Raw genomic sequence first — 23,625 nt, 5'->3', positions numbered from 1 at the left:
TGATAAATTAAAACGGATAACCTATCCCAATGTTAAAGATTAAATTTTCTCTTCTCCAGTCTTTGTTGCCAAACGCGATATCGTTAAATACCCAGCGCTGACCTTCGGGAAGATAAGGCTTACGAACGGGAAAAGCAACATCCAAACGTACCACAAAAATTGTGGCATCAACCCGTAAACCTGCGCCCGTACCTACAGCAAGTTCATTTAAGGCGTTTTTTAATTTAAACTCCGAACCTGGTCTGCCGGTATCATTGGTTCCCGGTGTACCGGTATCCTCTTTTCTCAGCCAGATATTCCCCGCATCAACAAAAAGCGCACCATATAAAACACTTACCAGCTTAAAGCGGAGTTCTGAATTCAGCATTAATTTTATATCACCTCCCTGGTCGGCAAAGATGGCATTTTCGGGAACTTTGTATGTTCCAGGACCTAAGGTTCTTGCAGGAAATGCTCTGATGTCGTTACTGCCACCTGCAAAAAACTGGCGAACAAATGGGAGGGAAGTACTATTGCCGTAGGCATAACCATAGCCCAGGTTTAGCCTGTTTGCCCAAATCAGATTCCTGTTGATTTTATAAAAGTCCCTGAAATCTGCTTCAGCCCTGATAAATTGTGTAAGTGGGGTATTAAATAATGTTTTCTGACCTTGTGCATTCGTTGGTGTAAATAAACCCCATACATTACCGCCTGTTTCTAGTCCTCCGAAGAAATAAACATTATTTCTACGATTGGTTTCCATTTGATTGGTGTAGGTGAAATTATAATTACTGCCAATAATGAACTGGTTTTCGAGGGTTGATCTTAATAATGGATTTTGTGTAAATAGCGTATCTTTTCTGGCTGAATCAGGAAAACTGGTAGATACGTAACTTACTGAAATGGGGTTGAAATTATGTTCCTTATATTGATTTTCCTTGAAATTATAGCCAAATTCTCCTTTAATTGCATGTAGAGTGTAATCACCTCCGCGGTTTAGCATCTGGTAAGAAGCTGAAGCAATGGTTTTAGGTATAAATGCCGTTGTACTGTTAGGCTTGTAAAAAGGAACGATAAACCTTGGGAAGGTTAACTTCGCTTCGGAGGTAAACGACAAAGAGTTTTTTCCCAGAGCGGTTCCTCTAACCTGTGTTTCGAAGCCTCCGCTTACACTTACATCCAGTTGCTCCGCTCCTCTGAACAAATTACGTGTCGTCTGGGTAACCTTCACCTCCGAACCCACAAAGTTGTTCGATTTACTTGTACCTGTAACTGAAAATGATAATGAATTTTTCTTTAGTGGTGTGAGGTAAATATTGAGATCCAGCTGATTGTTTTTAAAACTATCAATAGGTAAAAATTCTGCCCTCACATCCTGAAAAGCACCTACATTAACCATTCTGTTCAGAGATTGATTGTGGTCTTTCCGGTTATATGGTTCTCCTTTTTGAAAAAATACCAGACGGTCAAATAATCTTGGTTTAAAAGTATTCCGGTTATCATAGATACTGAAATCATGATATTCCAATGGTTTCAGTTTTCTTAATGCAGAATCTCTCCTTAATGTGTAGTTAGGGTAAATATTAATATTTTTAATGGTGTATGGCTTTAAGGCCGCATCAGGGGCAATGTCTTTTACCTTAACAGTAATATTTACCAGATTTTTGCCAATGGTGCTGTCTACCTGCATAATCAGGTAATCAGGGCTAAAGTAAAAATAACCATTTTCCTTCAGGTCGTTATCAATCCTGATGCGCTCATTTTTATAAACATCAAGGTCATAATAGTTTCCAACTTTCAGCAGGGTTTTATCTTTATTTTCATTGATGATCTTAGTGAGCACCCCAGTGTCAGGTGGAAAAGAAATCTTGTTAATTTTATAACGATTACCGGTTTCGGCGGTATAAATGGCCTTACCTTTTTTATCCTTAACCACGGTATCACCGGTTACGGTTGCCTGAAGATATCCCTGACTGATTAAATAACTGGTCAAAACATCGTTGTTGTATTTTAATTTTACATCATTTAACAAAACAGGTGCTTCCCCTTGTCTTCTTAACCAGTTTCTGAAACCTTTTGGTTTTTTGGGTTCGCCAGCCAGATTATAGATGCCTAATTTATACTTGATGCCTAAAATAGATTTATTCGGGCGTGGCCGGGTTTTACCTTCCAGGTCAGATTTTACTTGCTTTTCATCATCAATTTTACCTGATGAGTCTGGATTAATTTTCACCTCTGCGCCGGTATATAAAATTTGACCGGGCTTTAATGATTTCGTACTGCTACAGCCCATGTAAACTAAGCAGGCCAATAAAAATAAAAAAGGTCTAGTTAGTTGTTTCATCTTTAGGTTTTTGTTCAACGGTTCTTGTTCTTCTATTGCGTTTCTTCTGGAATATTTCCCTGAATTTGTTGTAATCAACAACGAGTGTAAAACCGAGGCCAGTTTCAATAATCTGTCCCTGAACAATTACATCGTTCTGGTTTCGGCGGTAGGCCCTTAAACGATAACGGCCGTCTGCCGATAATGCGTATTCTACATTTACATTCCCACCAATGTCAGTCGATTTTTCGCCTGGTGCCTGTGGCCCTTCTAGTGCAAATGAGCTTCCAACAGTTACCGTTAGCCTGTCGTTTAATAATTTTTTAGATAAGCCAATTTCTAAATCTGTTTTCTGTTGAAGTGAACCTGTAGAGTAATCTTCAGAAGAGTTTACGCCAAAATTCAATTCAACCCCCTGAATTAAGTCAGAAGCAAGATTATTCAGCTGTTCTGTTAATAATTTACTCACACTGGATCTTGCCAGGGTAGAGATTCCACCACCGCCGCCTGCTAAACTCTGGAAAGGGTTATTAGCAATAAACCTGTTTAACGCAAGCAAAGCAAAAACTTGTTTGTTGAGTTCACTTTCATCTCGGTTAACGTTAATCAATTTGGTGTAAACCTGACCCTGTAAGGCATTTCGTTCGTTCTCTGGTAAGTCTATTTTAAAGGATATTATAGGTTTCAATAGCTCACCTTTCATCATTAAATAAACCTGAAACGGGAGCTTCGTTTTTGCCTCATAATTATCCGGTTGATTTAAAAGATCTATTGGCGCCGCATTCACCTCATACATAGCGGTCAGGTTTACATTTGCGGTAGTTGGTTCACCTGTCCACACAATCGTGCTGCCTTTTACAATCCTAAATTCCTTTTTGCCCAAAGGTCCAACCGATAAGTTATAAGAACCATCAATTACCTCATAACGGCCTGTTAAACTAATCTTGCCGCTTGGGTCCATTGTTGCATTAAGGTCAGCTTGTCCTTTAATGTTTAAAGCATCACCGTTTGAAGGATCTACTACCACATTAATTTCAGCCTTAGGGTCGATATTAATTGCTGCCACAAGGTTTAATCCTTTGATAGGCGATTTGCTAATGCTGTCTACTTTCAACGCTTTTTGCCCGTTAAATGGCGGGGCATCTGCATCAATAAACTGAACAATGCCTTCCTGGTCTATAATGGCCGGATCACTTGACGGCAAAGCAAAGAAAAATTTAGTTCCTTTGTTTACCGTTACGTTCATATTAACATCAGGCTGGTTCAAATCGCCTCGAACACGAATATTACTGGTTAGAAAAACTTTCCCATAAATCATTTCATTATCTGCCGAGGTAGAGTTAATTGCCCTGAAATTATTCATGTTAATATCAAGACCGAAACGGAAATTTTTAAAGTCGGTTGTTAATACTTTTCCATTGATGGTGGCCTTTTGATTTAAAGAATCAATTAGTGTAAAGTTATTGAAGCTAATACCTTCATTTGTGAACGATATTTTCTCATTCGGCATCCGGAAATAAGAATTAACATAGGCAACATTAATACCTGCATTGTTAAAGGTTAAATCCCCCAGTATTTTTGGGGAGGTTAAAGCACCTTTTACAGAAAGTGCACCGGTTAGTGTGCCTGTTCCGTTTTTTAATTGTCCTTGCGATAAACTCTCAATATTTTTCATCTCAATTTTATCGATGTTTACCGTTAAGTCTAAAGCACTTTGCGGTGCGGTATAGTAAAAACCGTTAACCCTTAATTCGTGTACACCAGTCAGGGCAACATTAACCTCAAAAGCATTTTCGGTATTGTTATTTACCGCAAGCCTTAATGTACCTAATTGGTCTTTCTGATAACGTAGCTGATCAATAGTTAAATTAGCCTCAAATTTTGGGTTCGATGCTAAATCCTTAACATTTGCTGTACCGTTTAAGCGTCCTCCTACTAGCGTTGTATCTGTTTCAGCAAACTTAGTCAAGGTTTCAAGTTGGAAATCCTTGAATTCGACAGCTAAAGGTGCATTTGCTAGTGTAGGATTACTATTTATGGATAAAGACTGCCCACTGTTACTAATTTGAAACTGATTGACAAGGATACCGGATTCGCCAAACTGGATGTAGTTATCTTGTGATACTATCCATTTCTGGTAATCGAGTAGAAGTTTTTGTGGGTCTAAGCTAAATTTGAAGTCCTTGTTTATTGATTGAAAATTTCCACCGATTACATACTTGTTTTTAAGTTGCCTGTCGCGGAGAAATACATTTACGCCCAAATTATTGTTTGCGGCATCGCCACTAACTTCAGTATTAAACAATGCAATGGAGGGACTTTGCAAGCTTTTAACCGTAAGTGAATAGGCTAGTTTATTATTATCATTATTAATGTTTAAAACAGTAGTATCAACTTTAAAATCGCCATAAACTACCTGAGGAAAATTTCCTTTGATTTGAAGGCTGTCTTTCTGGGTATCAATTAAACCATAAAATTGCGATTGTTTGAAAACAGTAAGCTCGGGAACAAAATTTTTAAGCAACTTGGAATCGTACACCTGTACAAAAAACCTTAATCGCTGATCAGGTATCTTGGTAACCTCTCCAAAAGCGTAGTATTTGTTAATTTCATTAATGATGGCATTCCCCACTTTGGTAAGCTGGTATTTTCCATCAATTTTTGCTGATAAAATTTCAGATTTTAAAGTTAACTCATTTTCAGTATCTGTTGTTTTAGCTCTGACCGAAATGGTATCAACATTAATCCTTTGTGCATCTTTTACCACCTGTAATCCGGTAATATCAATCGATCCGTTTAGGTAATCAGCATCAGCCGTTGCCAGATCTATTTTTACCAAACCTGCAGCGCTTAAAACCGTCGGACTAAAATTCAATGCCTGTAGATTAACCTGTTTTAAATTAAGATTGGCTTTCACTGTAGGATATTTTCCAGCCATATTCACCCTTGCATCAAGTGCAAAGTTTGCATTGCTGTCTGGCATGCTGCTTTTTATATTGATGTTCTGATTACTGTAATTTCCTGCCAGGTTAAGATTGTGATAAGTGTATTTATTGTAGTAGGCACTCACTACTTTTGCATTAAATTTTGCATTGATTTTTTTAGGATCCAAGCCTGTTCCTGCAACATCTGCTTTAACAGAAATCCGACCTAGTTTTGGCTGCATTTTTAATAAGCGGCCGACATTAAAGTTATTCAGGTTAACATTAGCTTTATAACTTTCCTTTCCTTTTGGTCCCTTCATTGCTGCAGTTAACACTGCGCCACCCATATCTGTCTGGATATTCATGTTGGTGTTAAAATCTGTCATTGAACCTTTAAAGTTGCCTTTTGCATTAATTACATTTGGTAATTCGATGCTTGGCGGAAGCGATTTTTTCGGTACAGCGACCAAAATATCACGTTTGGTTACATAAAGTTTTTTGATGTTTAAATCCAGGAAGGTTTTATTAATATCGGGTAATCCTTTAGCCGTACCGCTGATGTCAATCTGAGTATTTTTTAGTCCGTTAACCTGTAAACGTGGAATACTTAAATTGTTTAAGTAACCATTTACTTCAGCATTAATCCTTATTTTCTCATTACGGTAGTTTGCAGGTATAGCATCGCTGAAATATCCTGCATCTTTTAGGCCTAAGCTTGTGTTTTTCAAACTGATTGCCAGTTTTACTCTTTCAGGATGTTTGGTTAAATCATCCATTGAAGTAAAATTCAGTTCTGTTGCATTTTCAACACTGGTATTTGGCGTTTTCAAAACAAAATCCTTTAACTTGATTTGCTTATCATTATAAATGGCATCTCCACTTAGCTGGTTTAAAATAAAACCACTTTTTTCTGTTAATGAGCCATTTTTAACCCTGGCTTTTATTCCGTCGGCACTGTAACTTACATCTGCTGCACCAAAATTAAGCCCGCTAATTTTTAGGTGGTTAAAGTCCATACCCTTTGGTGCAGCTTTCGCACCAAGGTTGTCAAACTGTACATTGTTTTCAGCCAGACTAATGTTTTTTATGATCAGGCCTAAGGGTGATTTTTCGGTTACAACAGTATCTTTAACTTTCTTTAGATCATTTGAAGGAGCTGGTTTAAAAGCGAAAAGAATATTCGATTTATTCAGCTTTGCATCATCAACTGCATATTTGCTGTTGGTTAAATCCACTTTAAGGTTTACGAGCCCTAACTCATTTACATCAGCAACGGCTTTTGTTGTCGAAATCTGGTCATCGTAATTAACCTTTACATTGTTAAATGCAAAATTCTCAACTTCAATCAAGGGTAGTTTTCCACTTCCTTTCTGGCTGCTGTCTACACTATTTGTAATATTTTGTACCAGCTGTACTAATGGTTTTTGCTGAAGGTATTTTAAATAAGTGTTTTTTAAAGTTAGCTCACGGATTACGTAATGCTGATTTGCAAGATCGAAAGTTTTTAATTTTGTTTTAAAGGCACCCAGGTAAAGTTTTACATCATTTCCGGCAACATCATCTCGATAATTAATCCCAATATCTTCAAATGAGACTTTATCTACCGAAAATTTAAGAGTTGATGTGGTATCTTTATCAACCTTCTCCTCCGGTTTTTTCTGGTCACTCATAAAAGCATCAACCAGAAACGAGAAATTAAAAGTTGTATCAGGGCTTATACGTTTTACATTGGCACGTATTGTTTTCAGTTCGATATTATTTATCTCAACAGTATTTTTCAATAATTTAAAAAGACTAATATCAACCGCTAATTTTTCAGCATATAGCAAGGTATCATGCTTTCGGTCTTCGATATAAAACTTATTAAGCACAACATCTTTCGGCAATGCAATTTTGATGCTTTCGAGGCTAACTTCTGTCTTCGTTTTCGTTTTAAGGTAATTAATGGCCTTATCCTTAACAAAGTTCTGTACAGCCGGGATATTTAAAGATAAAGCCAAAGCAACAATGAGTATGATAATTGAGGCAATAACCCAAAGTAAAATTTTAAGACTTTTACGTACGTATTTATTCAAAGCTAATTGTGTTTGGTGATTATCTAAAATGCTAAAAGCATGCCATTAAAATTAATTTAAGGCAGATTTTTATAATTAATACAAAAAATAACCTAAATTGTTCGCCCGCTATAAAAATTTAACATTGGCGGTTTTAGAAATCTTTAAAAATGAAAGTATTAAATCTAAATATAAGCTTTGAACAATATACTGGTATAGCGGAGTTAAGTCAAGACGACAGGCAATTGTGCGAACTGTCTGAGCAAGCTTTAACTAGCTCTTATTCGCCATATTCTAAGTTCAGGGTCGGGACTGCAATCCGTTTAGCCTCGGGAGAAGTTATCCTGGGAAGCAATCAGGAGAATCTTGCTTATCCATCCGGACTATGTGCAGAGCGTGTTGCACTTTTTTCAATCGGCTCAAATTATCCAAATGCAGTAATCGAGAGTATGGCCATTACTGCGCAAACAGATGCTTTTGAGATATTAAAACCAGTTACTTCGTGTGGCGGCTGTTTACAGGTGATGGCGGAATTTGAAAGAAAACAAGAAACACCTATAGCTGTAATTTTTTACTGTCTTAACGGAGAAGTTTTAAAAGTATCAAGTGTAAAGAGTTTATTGCCTTTTGGCTTTGTTGAGGAAAGATTGGAAAGATAAGCAGGGCGATTAACTATATTTGGTTTTTCGATATTATGAAGCAGCTATATATCTTTATTTTCTCCCTACTATTTTGTGTAAATGTTGAGGCCCAGCAGGTATTAAAACCCGGGGCTACCTATAAAATTATTTATTGGCGTTCTGCCGACGGAAAGCCAAAAGAAGACCGTAATCCAACGATTGTCATTACAGGAGCAAAGCAAAATCTTTTAAGCAGCGAAAGTGTGCTTTCAGGAAAGGCTAAATATCCGTTTGAGCAAAATATTATTACCAAGCCTGATCATATCTTATTTCAGGTAGCCGACTTAAGTAAGGACAACATTATCGCTACCGCAGATAGCAGCTCAATTGCTAAACAGGTTTTTGAATTTAGTAATGAAACCAAAGTAATTTTGGGATACACCTGCAAGAAAGCTAAAATTATTGTTAACTCGAATACCATAGAGTTATGGTACACTACTGAGGCAGGAATTAATGCCGCACCAACAGTTTTAGGTCAAAGCCTTGGGTTGGTATTGGAACAGGTTCGTAACGGGAACAGCTATGTTACTGCTACAAAAATAGAAGAAATTAAAGGCCATAAGGAAGCAGCTATCAGCAAGCTAAGGCTTACCGATGGTTTGTCGTACAAGGACCTGCTCTGGAAAAGCCGGTTTACGACCCTAAATGTTTTTAACAATGAAATCATTAATTTTATTGATAAGCCGCAATCTACAGACTCGATATTCAGGTTTGCGGGAGGAACCGTAATTGCCAGAAAAATAAAGTTTCCATCATTAACAGGGCAGCCAAATGTGTTTGTCGATTTAACCGAACAATCAAATGGTGATGCTTACGACCGGACAGGCTCTGTTTTTATTATTCCAACCGATAAACAGTTGAGTTTAATGGATGCGCTGAAAAATTCTGTTAAGGTTTTGCCCGTTTACGATAACGGGAATGGTAAAGTCTATCAAGGTGTTGTTTCCACGCCAAATTATAACCCGGTTATTGAGCTAATGCGGTTTTTTACACCTTTTGGAGTAGGGAAATACAACACTTTGAAACTAAAGGATAAAAACTGGGCAGACAAGGTTTATTACAGACAAGAGGTTACAGAATTGTTTCCGCTGGTTAACGGAAAGGAAGTATGGGTAGCGGTTTTTATAGGTAATTATGATAAAGGCGGGCACAAGGTTTCGCTAAATATTACCCTTCATAATGGTGGTCGCGAAAAAGAAAATAAACCTTTAATCTTGCCATTATTTAATTCTACAAACGTAATGGAAATGGCCGGACAGGAATACGCAACGATGTTCAGCAGTGAGAAAGGATTAGAAGTTTCATTTACACTTGATAAAGATGTTAAAGATGCAAAGCTTCGATACATCACTACAGGCCATGGTGGCTGGGGAGGTGGAGACGAATTCGTGCCTAAGCAAAATACCATCTGGTTAGATGAAAAAGAGGCTTTTTCTTTTATCCCTTGGCGCCAGGATTGCGGCTCTTACAGGTTATCAAATCCGGCATCGGGAAATTTTGAAACAGGGCTTTCCTCTTCTGATTTAAGCCGCTCAAACTGGTGTCCAGGTACGGTAACTAATCCGAATATTATTCCCTTAGGCGATTTAAAGGCCGGTAAACATACGGTTAAAGTTGTTATCCCGATGGGCCCTCCGCAGGGTTCGAGTTCAAGTGCCTGGAATGTTTCGGGCGTTTTGCTGGGAACGGAATAATTGCGCAAAACAAAAAACATATCGCAAAATCAATTTCATCATAAACGGACAGGCTTGAAATGTGAATAACCTCTGTTCATAGTGTGAAATCATTTTTATTATATTTACGGCTGCCAATTTTTGTAAATAGATGAGTGAAGAATTAGACCAAAACGTAAACGAAGAGCATAAACATACCATAACACCAATTAACGGTTTATATGAAAACTGGTTCCTCGATTATGCGTCTTATGTAATTCTGGACCGTGCTGTTCCACATATTCATGATGGATTAAAGCCTGTTCAGCGACGCATTATGCATTCGTTAAAGGAAATGGATGATGGTCGTTTCAATAAAGCTGCGAACGTAATTGGTAACACCATGAAGTATCACCCGCACGGGGATGCCTCTATTGGTGATGCAATGGTTCAGATTGGCCAAAAGGATTTACTGATTGATATGCAGGGGAACTGGGGCGACCCGATTACCGGCGATAGTGCTGCGGCCCCTCGTTATATTGAAGCACGCTTGTCAAAGTTTGCGAACGAGGTTGTTTTTAATCCCGATACTACTGAATGGCAATTAAGTTATGACGGACGTAATAATGAACCGGTTACTTTACCCGTAAAATTTCCACTGTTATTGGCACAGGGGGCAGAGGGTATTGCCGTTGGTTTGGCAACTAAAGTAATGCCACACAACTTCGTTGAGCTATTGGATGCTTCGATGGAAGCGCTACGTGGTAACCGCCCGAACATTTTGCCCGACTTTTTTACTGGTGGTGCCGCCGATTTTTCGAATTACAATGAAGGTCAGCGTGGTGGAAAAATACGTGTTCGTGCAAAAATTACCGAAAAAGATAAAAAAACCTTAGTTATTTCGGAGGTTCCGTATAGTACAACTACCAGTTCAGTTATTGATAGTATTCTGGCTGCCAACGACAAAGGTAAAATCAAAATCAAAAAGATTGAAGATAGTACAGCGGCTAATGTTGAAATTATTGTGCACCTCGCACCAGGCATTTCGCCAGATGTAACAATAGATGCACTTTATGCTTTTACAGCCTGCGAAGTTTCTATCTCACCAAATACCTGTATTATTCTAGGGGATAAGCCACACTTTATGAGTGTGAACGATATCCTGATTGAGAATACGAAACATACTAAGAGCTTATTAAAAAAAGAATTGGAGATTCGCTTGCATGAATTGCAGGAGAAAATTTTCTTTAGTTCTTTATTAAAAATATTTATTCAGGAGGGAATGTATAAAAACCCTGAATATGAAAATTCAGCGAATTTCGAAACGGTGGTCGAGGTTTTACATTTATTGTTCGAGCCTTTCAAACCATCGCTTTACCGCGAGATTCTGCCTGAGGATTTCAAAAAACTTATTGATAAGCCGATGAGCAGTATCACCCGTTTTGATGTTAAAAAAGCGGATGAGCAGATGAAAAATCTGGAAGATGAAATTAAGGTTGTTAAAAATCACCTTAAACACCTTACCGATTATGCAATCGCCTGGTACCAGAAGTTGAAAGATAAATATGGAAAGGGTAGAGAGCGAAGAACCGAAATCAGGCTTTTTGATAAGGTTGAGGCGTCGAAAGTTGCCTTAGCAAATGTGAAGCTTTATATGAATGCCGAAGACGGGTTTATTGGTACAGGCTTGAAGAAAGATGTCCATATTGCAGATTGTTCGGATATTGATGAGGTAATTGTTTTTCGTGAAGACGGAAAATGTATAATCACCAAAGTTGCCGACAAAACCTTTGTTGGTAAAGGAATCATCCATGCCCAGGTTTTCAAGAAAAATGATGAACGTACCATTTATAATATGATTTATAAAGATGGTTCATCAGGAACAGCTTATATCAAACGTTTCGCCGTTGTTGGCGTAACCCGCGATAAGGAATATGATTTAACAAAAGGTTCCAAAGCCTCAAAAGTTTTATACTTTACGGCTAATCCTAATGGCGAGGCAGAAATTGTGAACGTGGCTTTAAAGCCTCATTCGAAATTGCGTAAACTGCAGTTCGACCTGGATTTTGCTGAGGTGGCAATTAAAGGCCGTGGTTCACAAGGAAACATTGTTTCAAAATATCCGGTTAAGAAAATTATACTGAAAAGTAAAGGTGTTTCAACATTATCAGGATTGAAAATCTGGTATGATGATTTATTGAAGCGCCTGAATGTTGATGGCAGAGGAAAATACCTTGGCGAATTCGACGGCGATGACAGAATTCTCCAGGTGCATAAAGACGGTTATTACGAACTCAGCTCCTTTGAGTTAAGTAATCACTTTGATGATGGCCTGATATTGATTGAAAAGTTTGATGCAGAGAAAGTTTTTGCAGCTATTCATTTTGATGGAAAGGCACAGAATTATTTCATCAAGCGTTTTGTTTTTGAACTTCAATCAATTGGTAAGAAAACCATTTTCATTAGTGAGGAGCAGAAATCAAGATTATTGTTTTTAACGGCAAATCCGGCAGCGAAGGTTGCTGTAGATGTATTGAAGGGTAAAACACAAATCCCTGAAACTTTAGATTTGGTACTGTCCGAGCTGATTGATGTGAAGGGATTAAAGGCCAATGGTAATCGTTTATCTCCTCATGATGTTCAAAAAGTAGTATTAGAAGAGCCTGAAATTGAGCTTGATGAAAATGATGAGCCTGATCAAGCTGATGAGGATGTATTGGAAGAAGATAATGGTGTTGAGGTTGATGAAAACGAAGTTCCTGTTGAAAATGTTAAAGTAGAAGTCACTGAGGAAAAACCAGTTGAAGAAAAACAAAAACCTAAATTTGAACGTAAAGCTGAGCCAGTAACTGAGGAAAAAAACAAAGTTGACGCAGAACCGGCTCCTCAGCAGCCTAAGACTGAAAAACCAGTCGAAGAGAAAGCTAAACCAGTAAAAGAGGAAATTACCCAAGCCGACGATAAGCCAGTTAAGAAAATTGATTTTGAAATCACAAACCCTGATGATATCGATATTGACGATAAAGGTCAGTTAGGTTTGTTTTAATGAGATGACTTCAAAGTCAATTTGAATAAAAATCAATTTTGTCAATATAAAAACTATATTTGCCTTACTCAAAGGGGTGCTTTTTGAAACATGCAATTTCTGTTGCTACCAAAAGGCTGAGATTATACCCATTTTAAGGTGAAAGGTAGAAGGTAAGAAGGCAGAGGGTTTCCCTCCACCTGGCAAGCCTACCGCCATCAACCTTGAATGCACCTGATTCGGATAATGCCGACGTAGGGAAGAGGTTAAATTTACAATACTGTTTCGCCCTGAAAGCAGTTTTTAACTATTTTTTTTGGTCTGAAAGGACATAGAGGTATTGTAAATGGATATTCAAGCATGGTTCAGGCTTTTTCTGGAGCAAATTTCGCATACATCATTAGTTGAATGGCTGGCAGTTGGTTTCGGCGTATCAGAAGTGCTGTTAGCAAAGAGAAACAGCATCTGGCTGTATCCTACTGGTATAGTTTCGATTTTACTATCCATGTTTCTACTATTGAATGTTAAACTCTACGCAGAAATGCTGCTGAGCATTTACTACCTGATCATGAGTATCTATGGATGGGTGATCTGGAAAAAACGTAAACTTGAAGGTGAAAACCAGGTTGCATGGAGTACAAATAACGAATTGTTGATCGCTGTTGTCATCTCAGTAATTGGTTTTTTTGTTTTCTTTTTTGTACTCAGAAACCATACCGATTCTGATGTGCCTTTGCTTGATGCCTTTGTTTCATCAACGGCCTGGGCAGGGATGTGGTTGCTTGCAAAGCGTAAAATCGAAAACTGGATTTTCCTAAATATTTCAAATATTGTTGCTATTCCGCTGTTGTTCCACAAGAAATTACCCTTGATGGCTTGCTTAACCATTTTTCTTTTTGTAGTGGCCATATTTGGTTTTATGGATTGGAAAAAAATTATTGGAAAGAGAGCGCTAAGATCGGTTTAAAAATTTTTAGTTAGAAAATAATGGCATTATGGAAGATACAATAACACAAACCTGGCAAGAGAAAGTAAATGAATTCGCAGCAAAATCTGAACAGCTTGGCGAATTACATCCAGAGATTTTAGAAATTGCCTACGAAGAAAACTGGTTTAAGCTTTTTGTACCTGAGGTTTATGGAGGTCCGGGGAAGAAACTGCCTGAAATATTAAGGTTGGAAGAGAAGCTGGCTGAAGCGGATGGTAGCCTAGGCTGGACGGTTACCCTTTGTGCTGGGGCAGCATGGTTTGCAGGCTTTCTCAATCCTGATCTTGCTAAAGAAGTTTTTTCGGATAGAAAGGTTTGCTTCGCCGGAAGCGGAGCCATTGGTGGAACCGCTGTTAAAACAAATGACGGTTATATCGTTAATGGTCATTGGAAATATGCTAGTGGTGCTTTACATGCGACTATTTTTACAGCGAATTGTACACTCCAAAACAGCGATGGTACTGAGGTATTGGATGAAAATGGAAATCCTGAGATCAGATCATTTATCCTTAAAAAAGAGGAAGTTGAAATTCTTTCAGGATGGTCGTATTTTGGATTAATTGCCACTGGTAGTCACGCTTTTGAGGCACACCAGCTAAACGTTCCGGCGAATAGGACCTTCAAAATAAATAATACCATCGAAGTTAATGATGAGGGATTTGATTATCCGTTTCTTCAACTGGCTGAAACCACTTTGGCCGTTAACAGCTTAGGGATGGCTAATCATTTTATTAAACTGGTTGAAGCATCTTTCTTTTCGCGCTCCGGATTGAGGAGATATAATGAAAAACAGATTGCCTTTTTCACCCAGGAATTGAACCAATGCAAAGAAGAAGTACGGAATTTAAGGCTAGATTTTTACAAAAACTTTGATGAATCGTGGCAGCAATTAATTGAAAAAGGCCAAATTGATGAGGATAAACTACTCGAAGTAAGCCTGGTAAGCAGAAAACTTGCTCATGCGTGCAGAAAGGCTACAGATACGCTTTTTCCTTATTGCGGATTAGAAGCTGCAAAAAAAGAATCAGAAATTAACAGGGTATGGCGGGATATGCATACGGCGAGTCAGCATGCTTTACTAACTTTTCTTGACTAACAGGAAGAACTCTTTTAGTCTTTTTTGATATTTACAAAGAGCGGTAAATAATAAGGCCCGTAATCAAAATTACGGGCTTTATTATTATTATTATTGATATTGAATATATATTGGCTTTGGCGTAAGTTTAAGTAACTCTTCAGGTGTCATTAAACGTTTCGGCTCTTTCTTTAAATCGTTTTTATAAAATAACTTAAATCCTGTGAATTGTACAGGTTCGCCGTAAATAAAATGGCGGTAAGTGCCCTTTTTCAATTCTGGCTCTCCCCATCCATCCATATGCATTACTACTTGAACTTCTGGGCGCAATTTGATGCTTTGCGAGTTAGTTACCATCTTTTTGGTAAAACGGTGTAGCGTGAAAACCTTTGGAGGAAGATTGTGTTTTTTTACGATATCTGCTAAATAGCCGGTTACATAGTTAATGTCAGCGGCATCATATGTTCCTATTTTTTTTCCAGGTAAAGAGCCATCTTTCATAGAAAATTCAGGATCGATACCCAAATGAACGTAAGGTAATTCTAAATATTTTTCAATTCTGGGAAGCTCTGCTTTTATAGTACTTAAAGCTACCTGTAAATCTAAAAACACAATGGTATTTGGTTGCATTTTGGCGATTTTTAAAACCGAATCAATTTGCTTATCACCCATTCTGTTGATGTATTTGCCATCCTTACCAGGTGTTCCGCTGGCAACTGCTGCAATGTAATGCAATCCTGGTTGCACTGGGGTTGTTGGATCAGCTTTTTCCCAGTGTTTAACCTCTGCATTTAAACGTTGCCACATTTCTTTAGGGGCATATTCGCCAAGTGCACCCATTTTTTTTGAATGAAGGTTTCCGTAATAAACAACAATGCGTTTAAATGGTAAAATCGCTCCTGCTAGAGGAATCGGTTGGTTTTTTACCGGCCATTTTCCGGTTGTATCGCCGTTTGCCAGCTTACGTACTAGCGAGTCATATAATTTAGGGTCAACAGGTTTCATTACGTTTACTGTAGAATCCGCTTTCTTTTTAGTACTGTCTGATGAGAACATTTTGCCAATACCACCGCTTTTGCCATCAGAATTGCAGTTGGCAAATAACGAAATTGCGGCAAAACCTAAGATAAGAGTGCCCGCTAGTTGAGGAAATTTCATAGATATAGTTATAGATAATTAGTGTTTAGACAGTTTTTCCGAATCTGTTTAAAACATGAAAGTAGGTTGGAAAACCCATAGTTCAAAAAAAAGTAATCAACATTTACACATTGCAGAACTTACCAAAAACACCTAAGGGAAGCTTTGTGCCTGCCGTAGCCTGAAGGTATAATTCGCCGGTTTCTAAATTCTTTACTTTAGGAAATGAAGTACGGATCAGGTTTTCGACAATTACAGAAGAGAAACCTAACGAATAGGTGTTCAAGATTAAAAAGTGTTCTTTTTCATCTAATAGCTGAACAACATCCTGCATCATTTCCTGGATATGGTCTTCAAGTTTCCATTTCTCTCCATTCGGGCCATGTCCGTATGCGGGTGGATCCAGGATGATTCCGTTGTATTTTTTTCCTCTTTTAAGTTCTTTCTTTACAAACTTTAGCGCATCCTCCACCATCCATCGTGTATTTTTCAAACCGGAAAGCTCCTGGTTTTCGTTAGCCCAGGTTACCACCTGCTTAATTGAATCAACATGCGTTGTTTCAGCACCAGCTGCATTGGCAATTAATGAAGCTGCGCCAGTATAAGCAAAAAGATTTAAGACTTTTGGCTGAGGTGTTTTAAACTTCCTAATGGAGGAGGAGATAAAATCCCAGTTAACAGCTTGCTCTGGGAAAACACCAACATGTTTAAAAGAGGTTAAGCCTAAACGAAGTTTAATGGCCACATCGTTGTTCTTATATTCAACGTGCCAGCGGTCGGCAATGGCTGGATTTTTTTTAACCCATTCACCAGAGGTTGCAGAGCGCCCTCTGAAAGTAATATTGGCTGTTTTTTTCCACTCCTCTTCCGATAATGTTTTCTTCCATACAGCCTGGGGTTCAGGCCTGATTAAGATAACATTTCCAAAACGTTCTAATTTTTCAAAATCCCCGCAATCAATCAGTTCATAGTCTTTCCAGTGGGTTGGGGCTAATAATTGTATCATGTAATATTATATGTAAATCGTCATTGCGAGGTACGAAGCAATCTGTTTGATGAGATTGCTTAGTACCTCGCAATGACGATATTATTTAAAACTTGTCTTTTGCAGCTTTCATAAAGCGGCTGGCGAATACGAAGTCGTTCAGTTCCTTAATATCGGTGTGCGCAATTTCTTTGTTGCTTCCTTCCCAGAATTTTTTTCCTTCGTGCAGGAATAAAATATAATCGCCTATACCCATTACCGAGTTCATATCATGTGTAACCACGATGGTAGTAGTTTTATATTCTTCGGTTAGCTCCTGAATCAACTCATCAATCACAATTGATGTTTTAGGGTCTAAACCGGAGTTGGGCTCATCGCAAAACAGGTATTTTGGATTCATTGAAATTGCCCTGGCAATACCAACACGTTTTTTCATACCACCCGATAGTTCGGCCGGAAACAATTTATTCTTACCTGCAAGGTTAACGCGTTCCAGGCAAAAATTTACCCTGTCTATTTTTTCACTGCGGGTTTGATCGGTAAACATGTTTAAGGGAAACATAATGTTTTCTTCAACCGTCATACTATCAAAAAGTGCAGAGCCTTGAAAAAGCATTCCTATTTCCTTACGCACTTCGATGCGTTGTTCGTAGGTCATTGGGGTGAAATCACGGCCATCGTATAAAACCGAGCCTGAATCTGGCTGGTGCAAGCCAACCATACATTTTAGTAAAGTTGTTTTTCCCGAACCCGAACCACCAATAATCAGGTTGGTTACACCTTCTTCAAATTTCCCTGATATGCCTTTTAAAACTTCGTTTCCAGAGAATGATTTATAAATATCTTTAATCTCTATCATTACAATAATAATTGGGTTACGATATAATCGCAGGCTAAAATAGAAATACAACTAATAACAACCGCCCGTGTACTTGCCTGAGAAACTTCAAGGGCACCACCACGAACATAAAAACCCTCATAAGCAGGTACTGAGGTAATAATAAAGCCAAATACAAAGGCTTTCACCAAAGCAACTGTTATCGTATACGGATTAAAATCTGTAGTAATACCTTGTATATATTCAGCAGGTGTAACAGCGCCTGAAATCGAACCACCGATATAACCACCAGAAATACTTAAAAACATGGAAATGATAACCAGCATCGGTACCATTGTTATGCCTGAAATAATTTTAGGCAGGATTAAATAACCTGGTGCATTTATACCCATGATTTCTAAAGCATCAATTTGCTCAGTAACCCGCATAGAGCCAATTTCTGATGAGATTGCAGAACCAATTTTACCTGCAAGTACAATCGCACTGATGGTAGGGCTTAGTTCAAGAATACTCGAATCCCTGTTTACAGAACCAATAATTGTTTTAGGGATGAAATCGCTAACGAGCTGGAAGGCGATTTGAAGTGTCATTACCGCACCAATAAAAGTAGAAATAATAGCAATCAGGCCTAATGAACCAACGCCAACATAATCCATTTGTTTGGCGATTTCCTTAAGATATATCTTCAGTTTCTCCGGCCTTCTGAATACAGATTTGAGTAGCAGTATATACCTGCCGAAATTGGTAAAATTCATTCCGTATGTGTTGCTTAATTTAAATGTTAATATATAATACTACAAAGAAACGATAAAAAAGTTGTAGCCCTTTGTTAATTGCAAAAATATTCGTGGTTTTAAATATAAATATGGTTTTTTGCTTACAAAAATTAAACCATAAAACTATGAAAGCTGTAATAACCGGTGCAACAAAGGGAATTGGAAGGGCAATAGCCCTGAAATTGTGGTCAGAAGGATATGATTTAGCATTGGTCGCCAGAGATCAAAAGGAACTTGAAAAACTTCGCGATGAGCTATTTGTTACTGGGCGGACTGTTCTAATTTATGCCGCTGATTGCGGGCTAAAAGACGAAGTCTACACTTTTTTAAATGCCATTGAAAATGAATTTGGCTTTGCAGATGTTCTTGTAAATAATGTAGGTGCTTTTTTACCTGGTGTAATGCTCGATGAAGACGATGAAATTTTTGAGAAACAGCAAAGTGTTAATGTGAATGCGGGTTACTATATCAGTAAGTTTTTTGGGAAAATAATGCGTTCAAGCAAGCGTGGGCATATTTTTAACATCTGTTCGGTTGCGAGTAAGGCTCCTGTGAAAAATGGTGGCAGCTATAGTGTAACAAAAGCAGCGATGTTGAGTCTTAATCATGTATTGCGGCAAGAGTTGGCACCATACAATGTTAAGGTAACTGCTTTTTTGCCGGGTTCAACCAAAACTTCATCCTGGGAGGGAACAACGATTCCTGATGAAAAATTTGTACAACCCGAAGATATTGCAGACACTTTATTTACCATTTTAAACTTAAGTAAAGGGGTAAACGTTGATGAAGTGCTAATCACGCCGCTCGATTTTTAAACACAAAATGAACAACGTTATGGAAAAGAAGCTTTTTAGAAACGAACACGATAAGATGATTGCCGGTGTAGCTTCGGGCCTTGCAGAATACATGCAGGTGGAGGTGACCATAGTTAGATTACTGTTTGCTTTATCTACTGTTTTTATGGCCGGAGGTGGCCTGGTAGCCTATATAATTATGTGGATTATTGTGCCCGTTAATAACGATCCGGCAGCAAAATTCTCGAAATTTAACGATTATTTTAACAAGAATAATCCAAATGCGAACCCCTTTGGCCAGGCCGATGCTTATTCAGGCCCGGTAGGTTCTGGTAATACAAACTGGACGCAGCCCGTTAATGATGCACAAAAAACACCTTTTGAAACGCAGGCTGATTTTAGCAAATTCAGCAAGCCAAATGATACAGGACGTACCATTGGAGGCTTAATGCTGCTGGTAGTAGGCTGTTTTTTTCTGATGCGCGAATTCGATTTTATTCCGGATTGGTTTAGGTTTAGGAACTTCTGGCCAATAATATTCATCGCTTTGGGTATCAGCATTATTGCAAAATCAAAAAGAAAAAATGAATGGGCCGCTTTTCAGAACCAGCAACAAGCTGCAAGTGAAGCAAAAACTGAAACGGTTACCGACGCAGTAATTGTAGAGGAAACCAAGAACGAAAACAATTCAACACCTAATAACCCTCAAGCATAAATATTATGAAACTAGATAGATTAATTTGGGGTATTTTACTGCTTTTTGTAGGCGGAGTACTCTTATTGGAAAACTTTGGTGTAATAGAATTTTATTGGCGTAATGTATGGCATTTCTGGCCCGTGTTCTTAATCATTGCAGGGGTTAATATTTTGTTCAACAAAAACAATTCGCAAACAGGCAGTATGATTTCCATTGCTGTGCTTGTATTGACCTTAAGCTTTTTATTTTTTAAAGGCCAACAGGAACCTGACAAGAATTCATGGTGGGGCCATAACTTTAAGAAAGATGTAGATATTAATATTGATGATAACGACGATGATAATGATGATACGGATACGGCTTTAAATCAGCTGAATTTATCGGAGCCTTTCGTCGCAGCTGATAGTACAAAGAAAGCAGTCTTAAATATTTCTGGTGGTGGTATTTCTTTCAATTTAGACGGAGAAACCACTGATCTAATCAAAGCTGATGTTAAGAAAAGGAGAGGAAACTTCTCGTTAACAAAACAGGCTACCGATACGGCAACTGTTCTTACCTTTAAAATGGGCGATAAAAAGAATAAATGGAATTTTGGTGATGGTGGAAATGATGTAGATTTTAAACTCAATAAAGCACCAAACTGGGATATCATCATGAAACTTGGGGCAGGTGAGGCTGATTTTGATTTTGAACATTACAAAGTACGTAGTTTCCATTTTGATGGCGGTGCGGCATCACTTGATATCAAAATAGGCGATTTACTTCCAATTACTGATGTTGTTGTGAAATCAGGGGTTGCCGATGTTAAAATTAAAATCCCTGCAGGTTCAGGTTGTCGCATAAAAACCAAAACAGGCTTATCAGCAAAAGATTTCGAAGGATTTGATAAGATAAGTGAGGGTGTTTATGAAACGTCAAACTATAAAACATCAACAAAAAAAATCTTTATTAATTTAGATGGCGGATTAAGTAATTTTGAGGTTAACAGGTATTAGAAAGCCAACAGGTGAAAGCTTAAAGATTAAAGCATTAGCCAAAATCTTTAAATCTAATGGATAACGATGTATATACAGTTGTAGTTAATGGTAAGCCTCAAGGCCCCTATCGTTTAGCTGAACTTAGCAATTTAAATATTACACCGAACACATTCATCCGAAAACCTGGAATGGATGACTATAAAGAAGCTCATGCAATTAAAGAATTGCGTGAGCTTCTTGGTTTTCAGCTGCAGAAAACCATTCCACAATATTTTGCCGCTTTTGATTTGCGATTACTCGCTTCAGTAATAGACCATTTCTTAATTTTTGTCGTTTACTGCATCATTATTTTAATCAGTTTTATTTTCGTTGAAGGAAAAGATGCAGGTATCATGGCTTTTTTAATGCCCCTGCCATCCATCTTCATTGTAAAACTAGTTTATGGCAGTTTTGCTGAATCAGGCAAAAAACAAGGTACGATAGGAAAACGATTGGTTAACATCAAGGTAACTGATTTAGAAGGTAGTCGGGTTTCTTTTGGCCGTTCGCTGATGCGTAATTGCTCCAAAATTTTATCTGTAATTCCTGTCTTCTTTGGTTATTTATATAGTTTCCTGAATAAGAAAAATCAATGCTGGCACGATATAGCGGCTGATACTTTGGTTATAAAAGATAGACTGATTTAATTACAGCATTCCAACATTAAAACATTCCAACAATCCTTATCTTTGCAATCGCATGGAAAATATATCGGTTAATCATGAATTAGAAGGTGGATATTGCAATAGTTTAACGCAATATTCCAGGTTTTTAACCCGCGAAGTAAACATTGGGGATATTGTCTTAGGCGGTCACAATCCCATACGCATCCAGTCGATGACAACAACCGATACCATGGATACACTCGGTACTGTTGAACAAACCATCCGGATGGTAGAATCAGGTTGCGATTATGTGCGGATAACAGCGCCAAGTATTAAAGAAGCCGAGAATCTTGCTAATATTAAAAAAGAACTGCGTTTCAGAGGCTATGATGTTCCCCTGATTGCTGATATTCATTTTACGCCAAATGCTGCCGAAATGGCCGCAAGGATTGTAGAAAAAGTTCGTGTTAATCCGGGTAACTATGCCGATAAAAAGAAATTCGAAAACCTGGAGTACACACAAGACGCCTATAATGCAGAGCTGGAAAGAATCAATAAGAAGTTTATTCCACTGATTAAAATCTGTAAAGAGTATGGTACGGCAATGCGTATCGGTACAAATCATGGCTCCCTTTCCGATCGCATAATGAGCCATTACGGTGATACGCCGCGTGGTATGGTAGAATCTGCTATGGAGTTTATCCGTATGTGCGAGGCTGAAAACTATTATAACCTGGTTATATCAATGAAAGCCAGCAACACGCAGGTTATGGTTCAGGCTTATCGTTTGCTTGTAGAAACGATGGTTAAAGAAGGTATGAACTATCCTTTACATTTAGGGGTTACAGAAGCTGGTGATGGAGAAGATGGCCGTATTAAATCAGCGGTCGGCATCGGAACTTTATTAGAAGACGGTCTGGGCGATACGATTCGTGTATCACTCACCGAAGATCCTGAATTCGAAGCGCCGGTTGCAAAGGCTTTAGCCGATCGGTATGTACTTAGAAGTCAAAAATCTGATAACGGACATCATGAGGGTGAAAGTGTATCACCCATTTCCCACTCTACCTCTTCCATCAAAACGTATTCTCCGTATGCTTATTCAAGGCGGATTACCGAACCCGTGCAACATATTGGAGGACACCATCATCCTTTAGTGATGATTGATGTTTCTAATGAAAATCTGAAAGATCCCTATTTTTTAAGTTCAGTCGGGTATAACTATAGTGCTGGATTGGATAAATATAACCTGGCTGACCAGTCTTGTGATTTAGCCTATCTTGGGGATAACTTACCATCTTTTTCGTTTCCAGGTAATTTAAAGCAGGTTTACAATTACCAGACCTGGTTGAAATTAAAGGATAAAAATAATGCCCATCCATTATTTTCTTTGGAAGAATTTAGTCAGGCTTCGCTTAAAGATGAAGCGCTGAACTTCATTGAGCTTGATGCAACACAGCTTAATAATTTAGCGATTGATCAGTTCAGTAATATTGTTTTAATCCTTAAAACCTCTGCTAATCATGGAATGGCGGAACAGCGGGCATTTTTCATCAGCTTACAACAGCAAAATATTCAGGTTCCGGTGATTATTAAAAGAACTTACGAAAATCTGGATGCAGATACGCTGATGTTATATGCGGCAACCGATTTGGGCGCTTTACTTACTGATGGTTTTGGTGATGGAGTTTGGATTGATACCCAGGGACATAACCTGGCGCTGGTTAATGCAACAAGTTTTGGGATTTTACAGGCAACGCGAACCCGGATCAGTAAAACCGAGTATATATCTTGTCCAAGTTGTGGCAGAACACTTTTCGATTTACAGGAAACCACGCAATTGATTCGTTCCCGTACAGATCATTTGAAAGGCCTGAAGATTGGTATAATGGGCTGTATTGTTAATGGTCCTGGTGAAATGGCTGATGCTGATTACGGTTACGTAGGTACTGGTCCTGATAAAATTACCTTATACCGCGGTCAGGATGTAGTGAAGAAAAATGTAAATACCGCTTTTGCACTGGATGAACTGATTGAGATTATTAAAGGTGACGGAAACTGGGTAGAAAAGGTTTAA

16 protein-coding genes and 1 riboswitch are annotated in these 23,625 nt (G+C 38.2%); of the genes, 10 read left to right on the top strand and 6 right to left on the bottom strand.

Features of this window, described 5'->3' with window-relative positions; genetic code table 11:
* Positions 1–7: 7 nt before the first annotated feature.
* Both R2R71_RS20640 and R2R71_RS20635 read right to left on the bottom strand, forming a co-directional pair.
* Positions 8–2,323 carry a BamA/TamA family outer membrane protein gene (locus R2R71_RS20640; protein ID WP_316833188.1) on the bottom strand — a complete coding sequence of 772 codons (2,316 nt, stop codon included), beginning with the start codon at positions 2,321–2,323 and terminating at the stop codon, positions 8–10.
* The gene (locus tag R2R71_RS20635; RefSeq protein WP_316833187.1) at positions 2,307–7,301 is read right to left on the bottom strand and encodes a translocation/assembly module TamB domain-containing protein; all 4,995 of its coding nucleotides are present in this window, start codon (positions 7,299–7,301) and stop codon (positions 2,307–2,309) included. The genes R2R71_RS20640 and R2R71_RS20635 overlap by 17 nt, the downstream gene beginning before the upstream one ends.
* 149 nt (positions 7,302–7,450) lie before the next feature.
* On the opposite strand from R2R71_RS20635, the gene R2R71_RS20630 reads away from it, so the two are divergent.
* The 5 genes from R2R71_RS20630 to R2R71_RS20610 all read left to right on the top strand — a co-directional run bounded on the left by R2R71_RS20630 (position 7,451) and on the right by R2R71_RS20610 (position 14,721).
* Positions 7,451–7,939, top strand: coding sequence for a cytidine deaminase (locus tag R2R71_RS20630; protein ID WP_316833186.1), 489 nt, complete (start codon positions 7,451–7,453; stop codon positions 7,937–7,939).
* 35 nt (positions 7,940–7,974) lie between these two features.
* A complete protein-coding gene (locus R2R71_RS20625) occupies positions 7,975–9,654 on the top strand; it encodes a PNGase F N-terminal domain-containing protein (protein ID WP_316833185.1) in 1,680 nt (559 codons plus the stop codon).
* Positions 9,655–9,784: 130 nt separating this feature from the next.
* The gene (locus R2R71_RS20620) at positions 9,785–12,658 is read left to right on the top strand and encodes a DNA gyrase/topoisomerase IV subunit A (RefSeq protein WP_316833184.1); all 2,874 of its coding nucleotides are present in this window, start codon (positions 9,785–9,787) and stop codon (positions 12,656–12,658) included.
* Between the two features lie 61 nt (positions 12,659–12,719).
* A riboswitch (TPP riboswitch) is annotated at positions 12,720–12,915 on the top strand.
* A gap of 68 nt (positions 12,916–12,983) precedes the next feature.
* Positions 12,984–13,604 carry a nicotinamide riboside transporter PnuC gene (pnuC, locus tag R2R71_RS20615; RefSeq protein ID WP_316833183.1) on the top strand — a complete coding sequence of 207 codons (621 nt, stop codon included), beginning with the start codon at positions 12,984–12,986 and terminating at the stop codon, positions 13,602–13,604.
* 28 nt (positions 13,605–13,632) lie between these two features.
* The gene (locus R2R71_RS20610) at positions 13,633–14,721 is read left to right on the top strand and encodes an acyl-CoA dehydrogenase family protein (RefSeq protein ID WP_316833182.1); all 1,089 of its coding nucleotides are present in this window, start codon (positions 13,633–13,635) and stop codon (positions 14,719–14,721) included.
* Between the two features lie 90 nt (positions 14,722–14,811).
* Here R2R71_RS20610 and R2R71_RS20605 read toward each other — a convergent pair whose 3' ends face one another.
* The 4 genes from R2R71_RS20605 to R2R71_RS20590 all read right to left on the bottom strand — a co-directional run bounded on the left by R2R71_RS20605 (position 14,812) and on the right by R2R71_RS20590 (position 18,415).
* Positions 14,812–15,858: a hypothetical protein gene (locus R2R71_RS20605; protein ID WP_316833181.1), complete on the bottom strand. Its 1,047-nt coding sequence runs from the start codon at positions 15,856–15,858 to the stop codon at positions 14,812–14,814.
* A 103-nt stretch (positions 15,859–15,961) separates the two neighbouring features.
* A complete protein-coding gene (locus tag R2R71_RS20600; protein ID WP_316833180.1) occupies positions 15,962–16,843 on the bottom strand; it encodes a class I SAM-dependent methyltransferase in 882 nt (293 codons plus the stop codon).
* A gap of 85 nt (positions 16,844–16,928) precedes the next feature.
* Complete coding sequence (locus R2R71_RS20595) at positions 16,929–17,681, bottom strand: ABC transporter ATP-binding protein (RefSeq protein WP_316833179.1); 753 nt, start codon at positions 17,679–17,681, stop codon at positions 16,929–16,931.
* Positions 17,681–18,415, bottom strand: coding sequence for an MlaE family ABC transporter permease (locus R2R71_RS20590; protein ID WP_115402805.1), 735 nt, complete (start codon positions 18,413–18,415; stop codon positions 17,681–17,683). The genes R2R71_RS20595 and R2R71_RS20590 overlap by 1 nt, the downstream gene beginning before the upstream one ends.
* A gap of 146 nt (positions 18,416–18,561) precedes the next feature.
* Here R2R71_RS20590 and R2R71_RS20585 point away from each other — a divergent pair, with 146 nt between their 5' ends.
* From R2R71_RS20585 to ispG, 5 genes are read left to right on the top strand one after another with little or no spacing between them, the layout of a single operon-like run.
* Entirely contained in the window at positions 18,562–19,251 is a 690-nt protein-coding gene (locus R2R71_RS20585; RefSeq protein WP_316833178.1) for an SDR family oxidoreductase, read from the top strand.
* A 19-nt stretch (positions 19,252–19,270) separates the two neighbouring features.
* Positions 19,271–19,945, top strand: coding sequence for a PspC domain-containing protein (locus tag R2R71_RS20580; protein ID WP_316833177.1), 675 nt, complete (start codon positions 19,271–19,273; stop codon positions 19,943–19,945).
* A gap of 5 nt (positions 19,946–19,950) precedes the next feature.
* Positions 19,951–20,922 carry a LiaF transmembrane domain-containing protein gene (locus tag R2R71_RS20575; RefSeq protein ID WP_316833176.1) on the top strand — a complete coding sequence of 324 codons (972 nt, stop codon included), beginning with the start codon at positions 19,951–19,953 and terminating at the stop codon, positions 20,920–20,922.
* Positions 20,923–20,978: 56 nt separating this feature from the next.
* Positions 20,979–21,590, top strand: coding sequence for an RDD family protein (locus tag R2R71_RS20570; RefSeq protein ID WP_316833175.1), 612 nt, complete (start codon positions 20,979–20,981; stop codon positions 21,588–21,590).
* Between the two features lie 52 nt (positions 21,591–21,642).
* Positions 21,643–23,625, top strand: coding sequence for a (E)-4-hydroxy-3-methylbut-2-enyl-diphosphate synthase (gene ispG, locus R2R71_RS20565; RefSeq protein WP_316833174.1), 1,983 nt, complete (start codon positions 21,643–21,645; stop codon positions 23,623–23,625).

Source organism: Pedobacter aquatilis (genome assembly GCF_032678405.1).
In the GTDB taxonomy this organism is placed as follows: domain Bacteria; phylum Bacteroidota; class Bacteroidia; order Sphingobacteriales; family Sphingobacteriaceae; genus Pedobacter; species Pedobacter aquatilis_A.
Note: the sequence above shows the minus strand (reverse complement) of the source record. Positions and strands in the feature narration are given on the sequence as shown.

Bases quoted from the DNA above. Each gene is read 5' to 3' on its own strand.
- R2R71_RS20640 (WP_316833188.1), bottom strand. From the start codon at position 2,323: ATGAAACAACTAACTAGACCTTTTTTATTTTTATTGGCCTGCTTAGTT.
- R2R71_RS20590 (WP_115402805.1), bottom strand. From the start codon at position 18,415: ATGAATTTTACCAATTTCGGCAGGTATATACTGCTACTCAAATCTGTA.
- R2R71_RS20580 (WP_316833177.1), top strand. From the start codon at position 19,271: ATGGAAAAGAAGCTTTTTAGAAACGAACACGATAAGATGATTGCCGGT.
- R2R71_RS20575 (WP_316833176.1), top strand. From the start codon at position 19,951: ATGAAACTAGATAGATTAATTTGGGGTATTTTACTGCTTTTTGTAGGC.
- R2R71_RS20595 (WP_316833179.1), bottom strand. From the start codon at position 17,681: ATGATAGAGATTAAAGATATTTATAAATCATTCTCTGGAAACGAAGTT.
- ispG (WP_316833174.1), top strand. From the start codon at position 21,643: ATGGAAAATATATCGGTTAATCATGAATTAGAAGGTGGATATTGCAAT.
- R2R71_RS20610 (WP_316833182.1), top strand. From the start codon at position 13,633: ATGGAAGATACAATAACACAAACCTGGCAAGAGAAAGTAAATGAATTC.
- R2R71_RS20630 (WP_316833186.1), top strand. From the start codon at position 7,451: ATGAAAGTATTAAATCTAAATATAAGCTTTGAACAATATACTGGTATA.
- R2R71_RS20620 (WP_316833184.1), top strand. From the start codon at position 9,785: ATGAGTGAAGAATTAGACCAAAACGTAAACGAAGAGCATAAACATACC.
- R2R71_RS20625 (WP_316833185.1), top strand. From the start codon at position 7,975: ATGAAGCAGCTATATATCTTTATTTTCTCCCTACTATTTTGTGTAAAT.
- pnuC (WP_316833183.1), top strand. From the start codon at position 12,984: ATGGATATTCAAGCATGGTTCAGGCTTTTTCTGGAGCAAATTTCGCAT.
- R2R71_RS20585 (WP_316833178.1), top strand. From the start codon at position 18,562: ATGAAAGCTGTAATAACCGGTGCAACAAAGGGAATTGGAAGGGCAATA.
- R2R71_RS20570 (WP_316833175.1), top strand. From the start codon at position 20,979: ATGGATAACGATGTATATACAGTTGTAGTTAATGGTAAGCCTCAAGGC.
- R2R71_RS20600 (WP_316833180.1), bottom strand. From the start codon at position 16,843: ATGATACAATTATTAGCCCCAACCCACTGGAAAGACTATGAACTGATT.
- R2R71_RS20605 (WP_316833181.1), bottom strand. From the start codon at position 15,858: ATGAAATTTCCTCAACTAGCGGGCACTCTTATCTTAGGTTTTGCCGCA.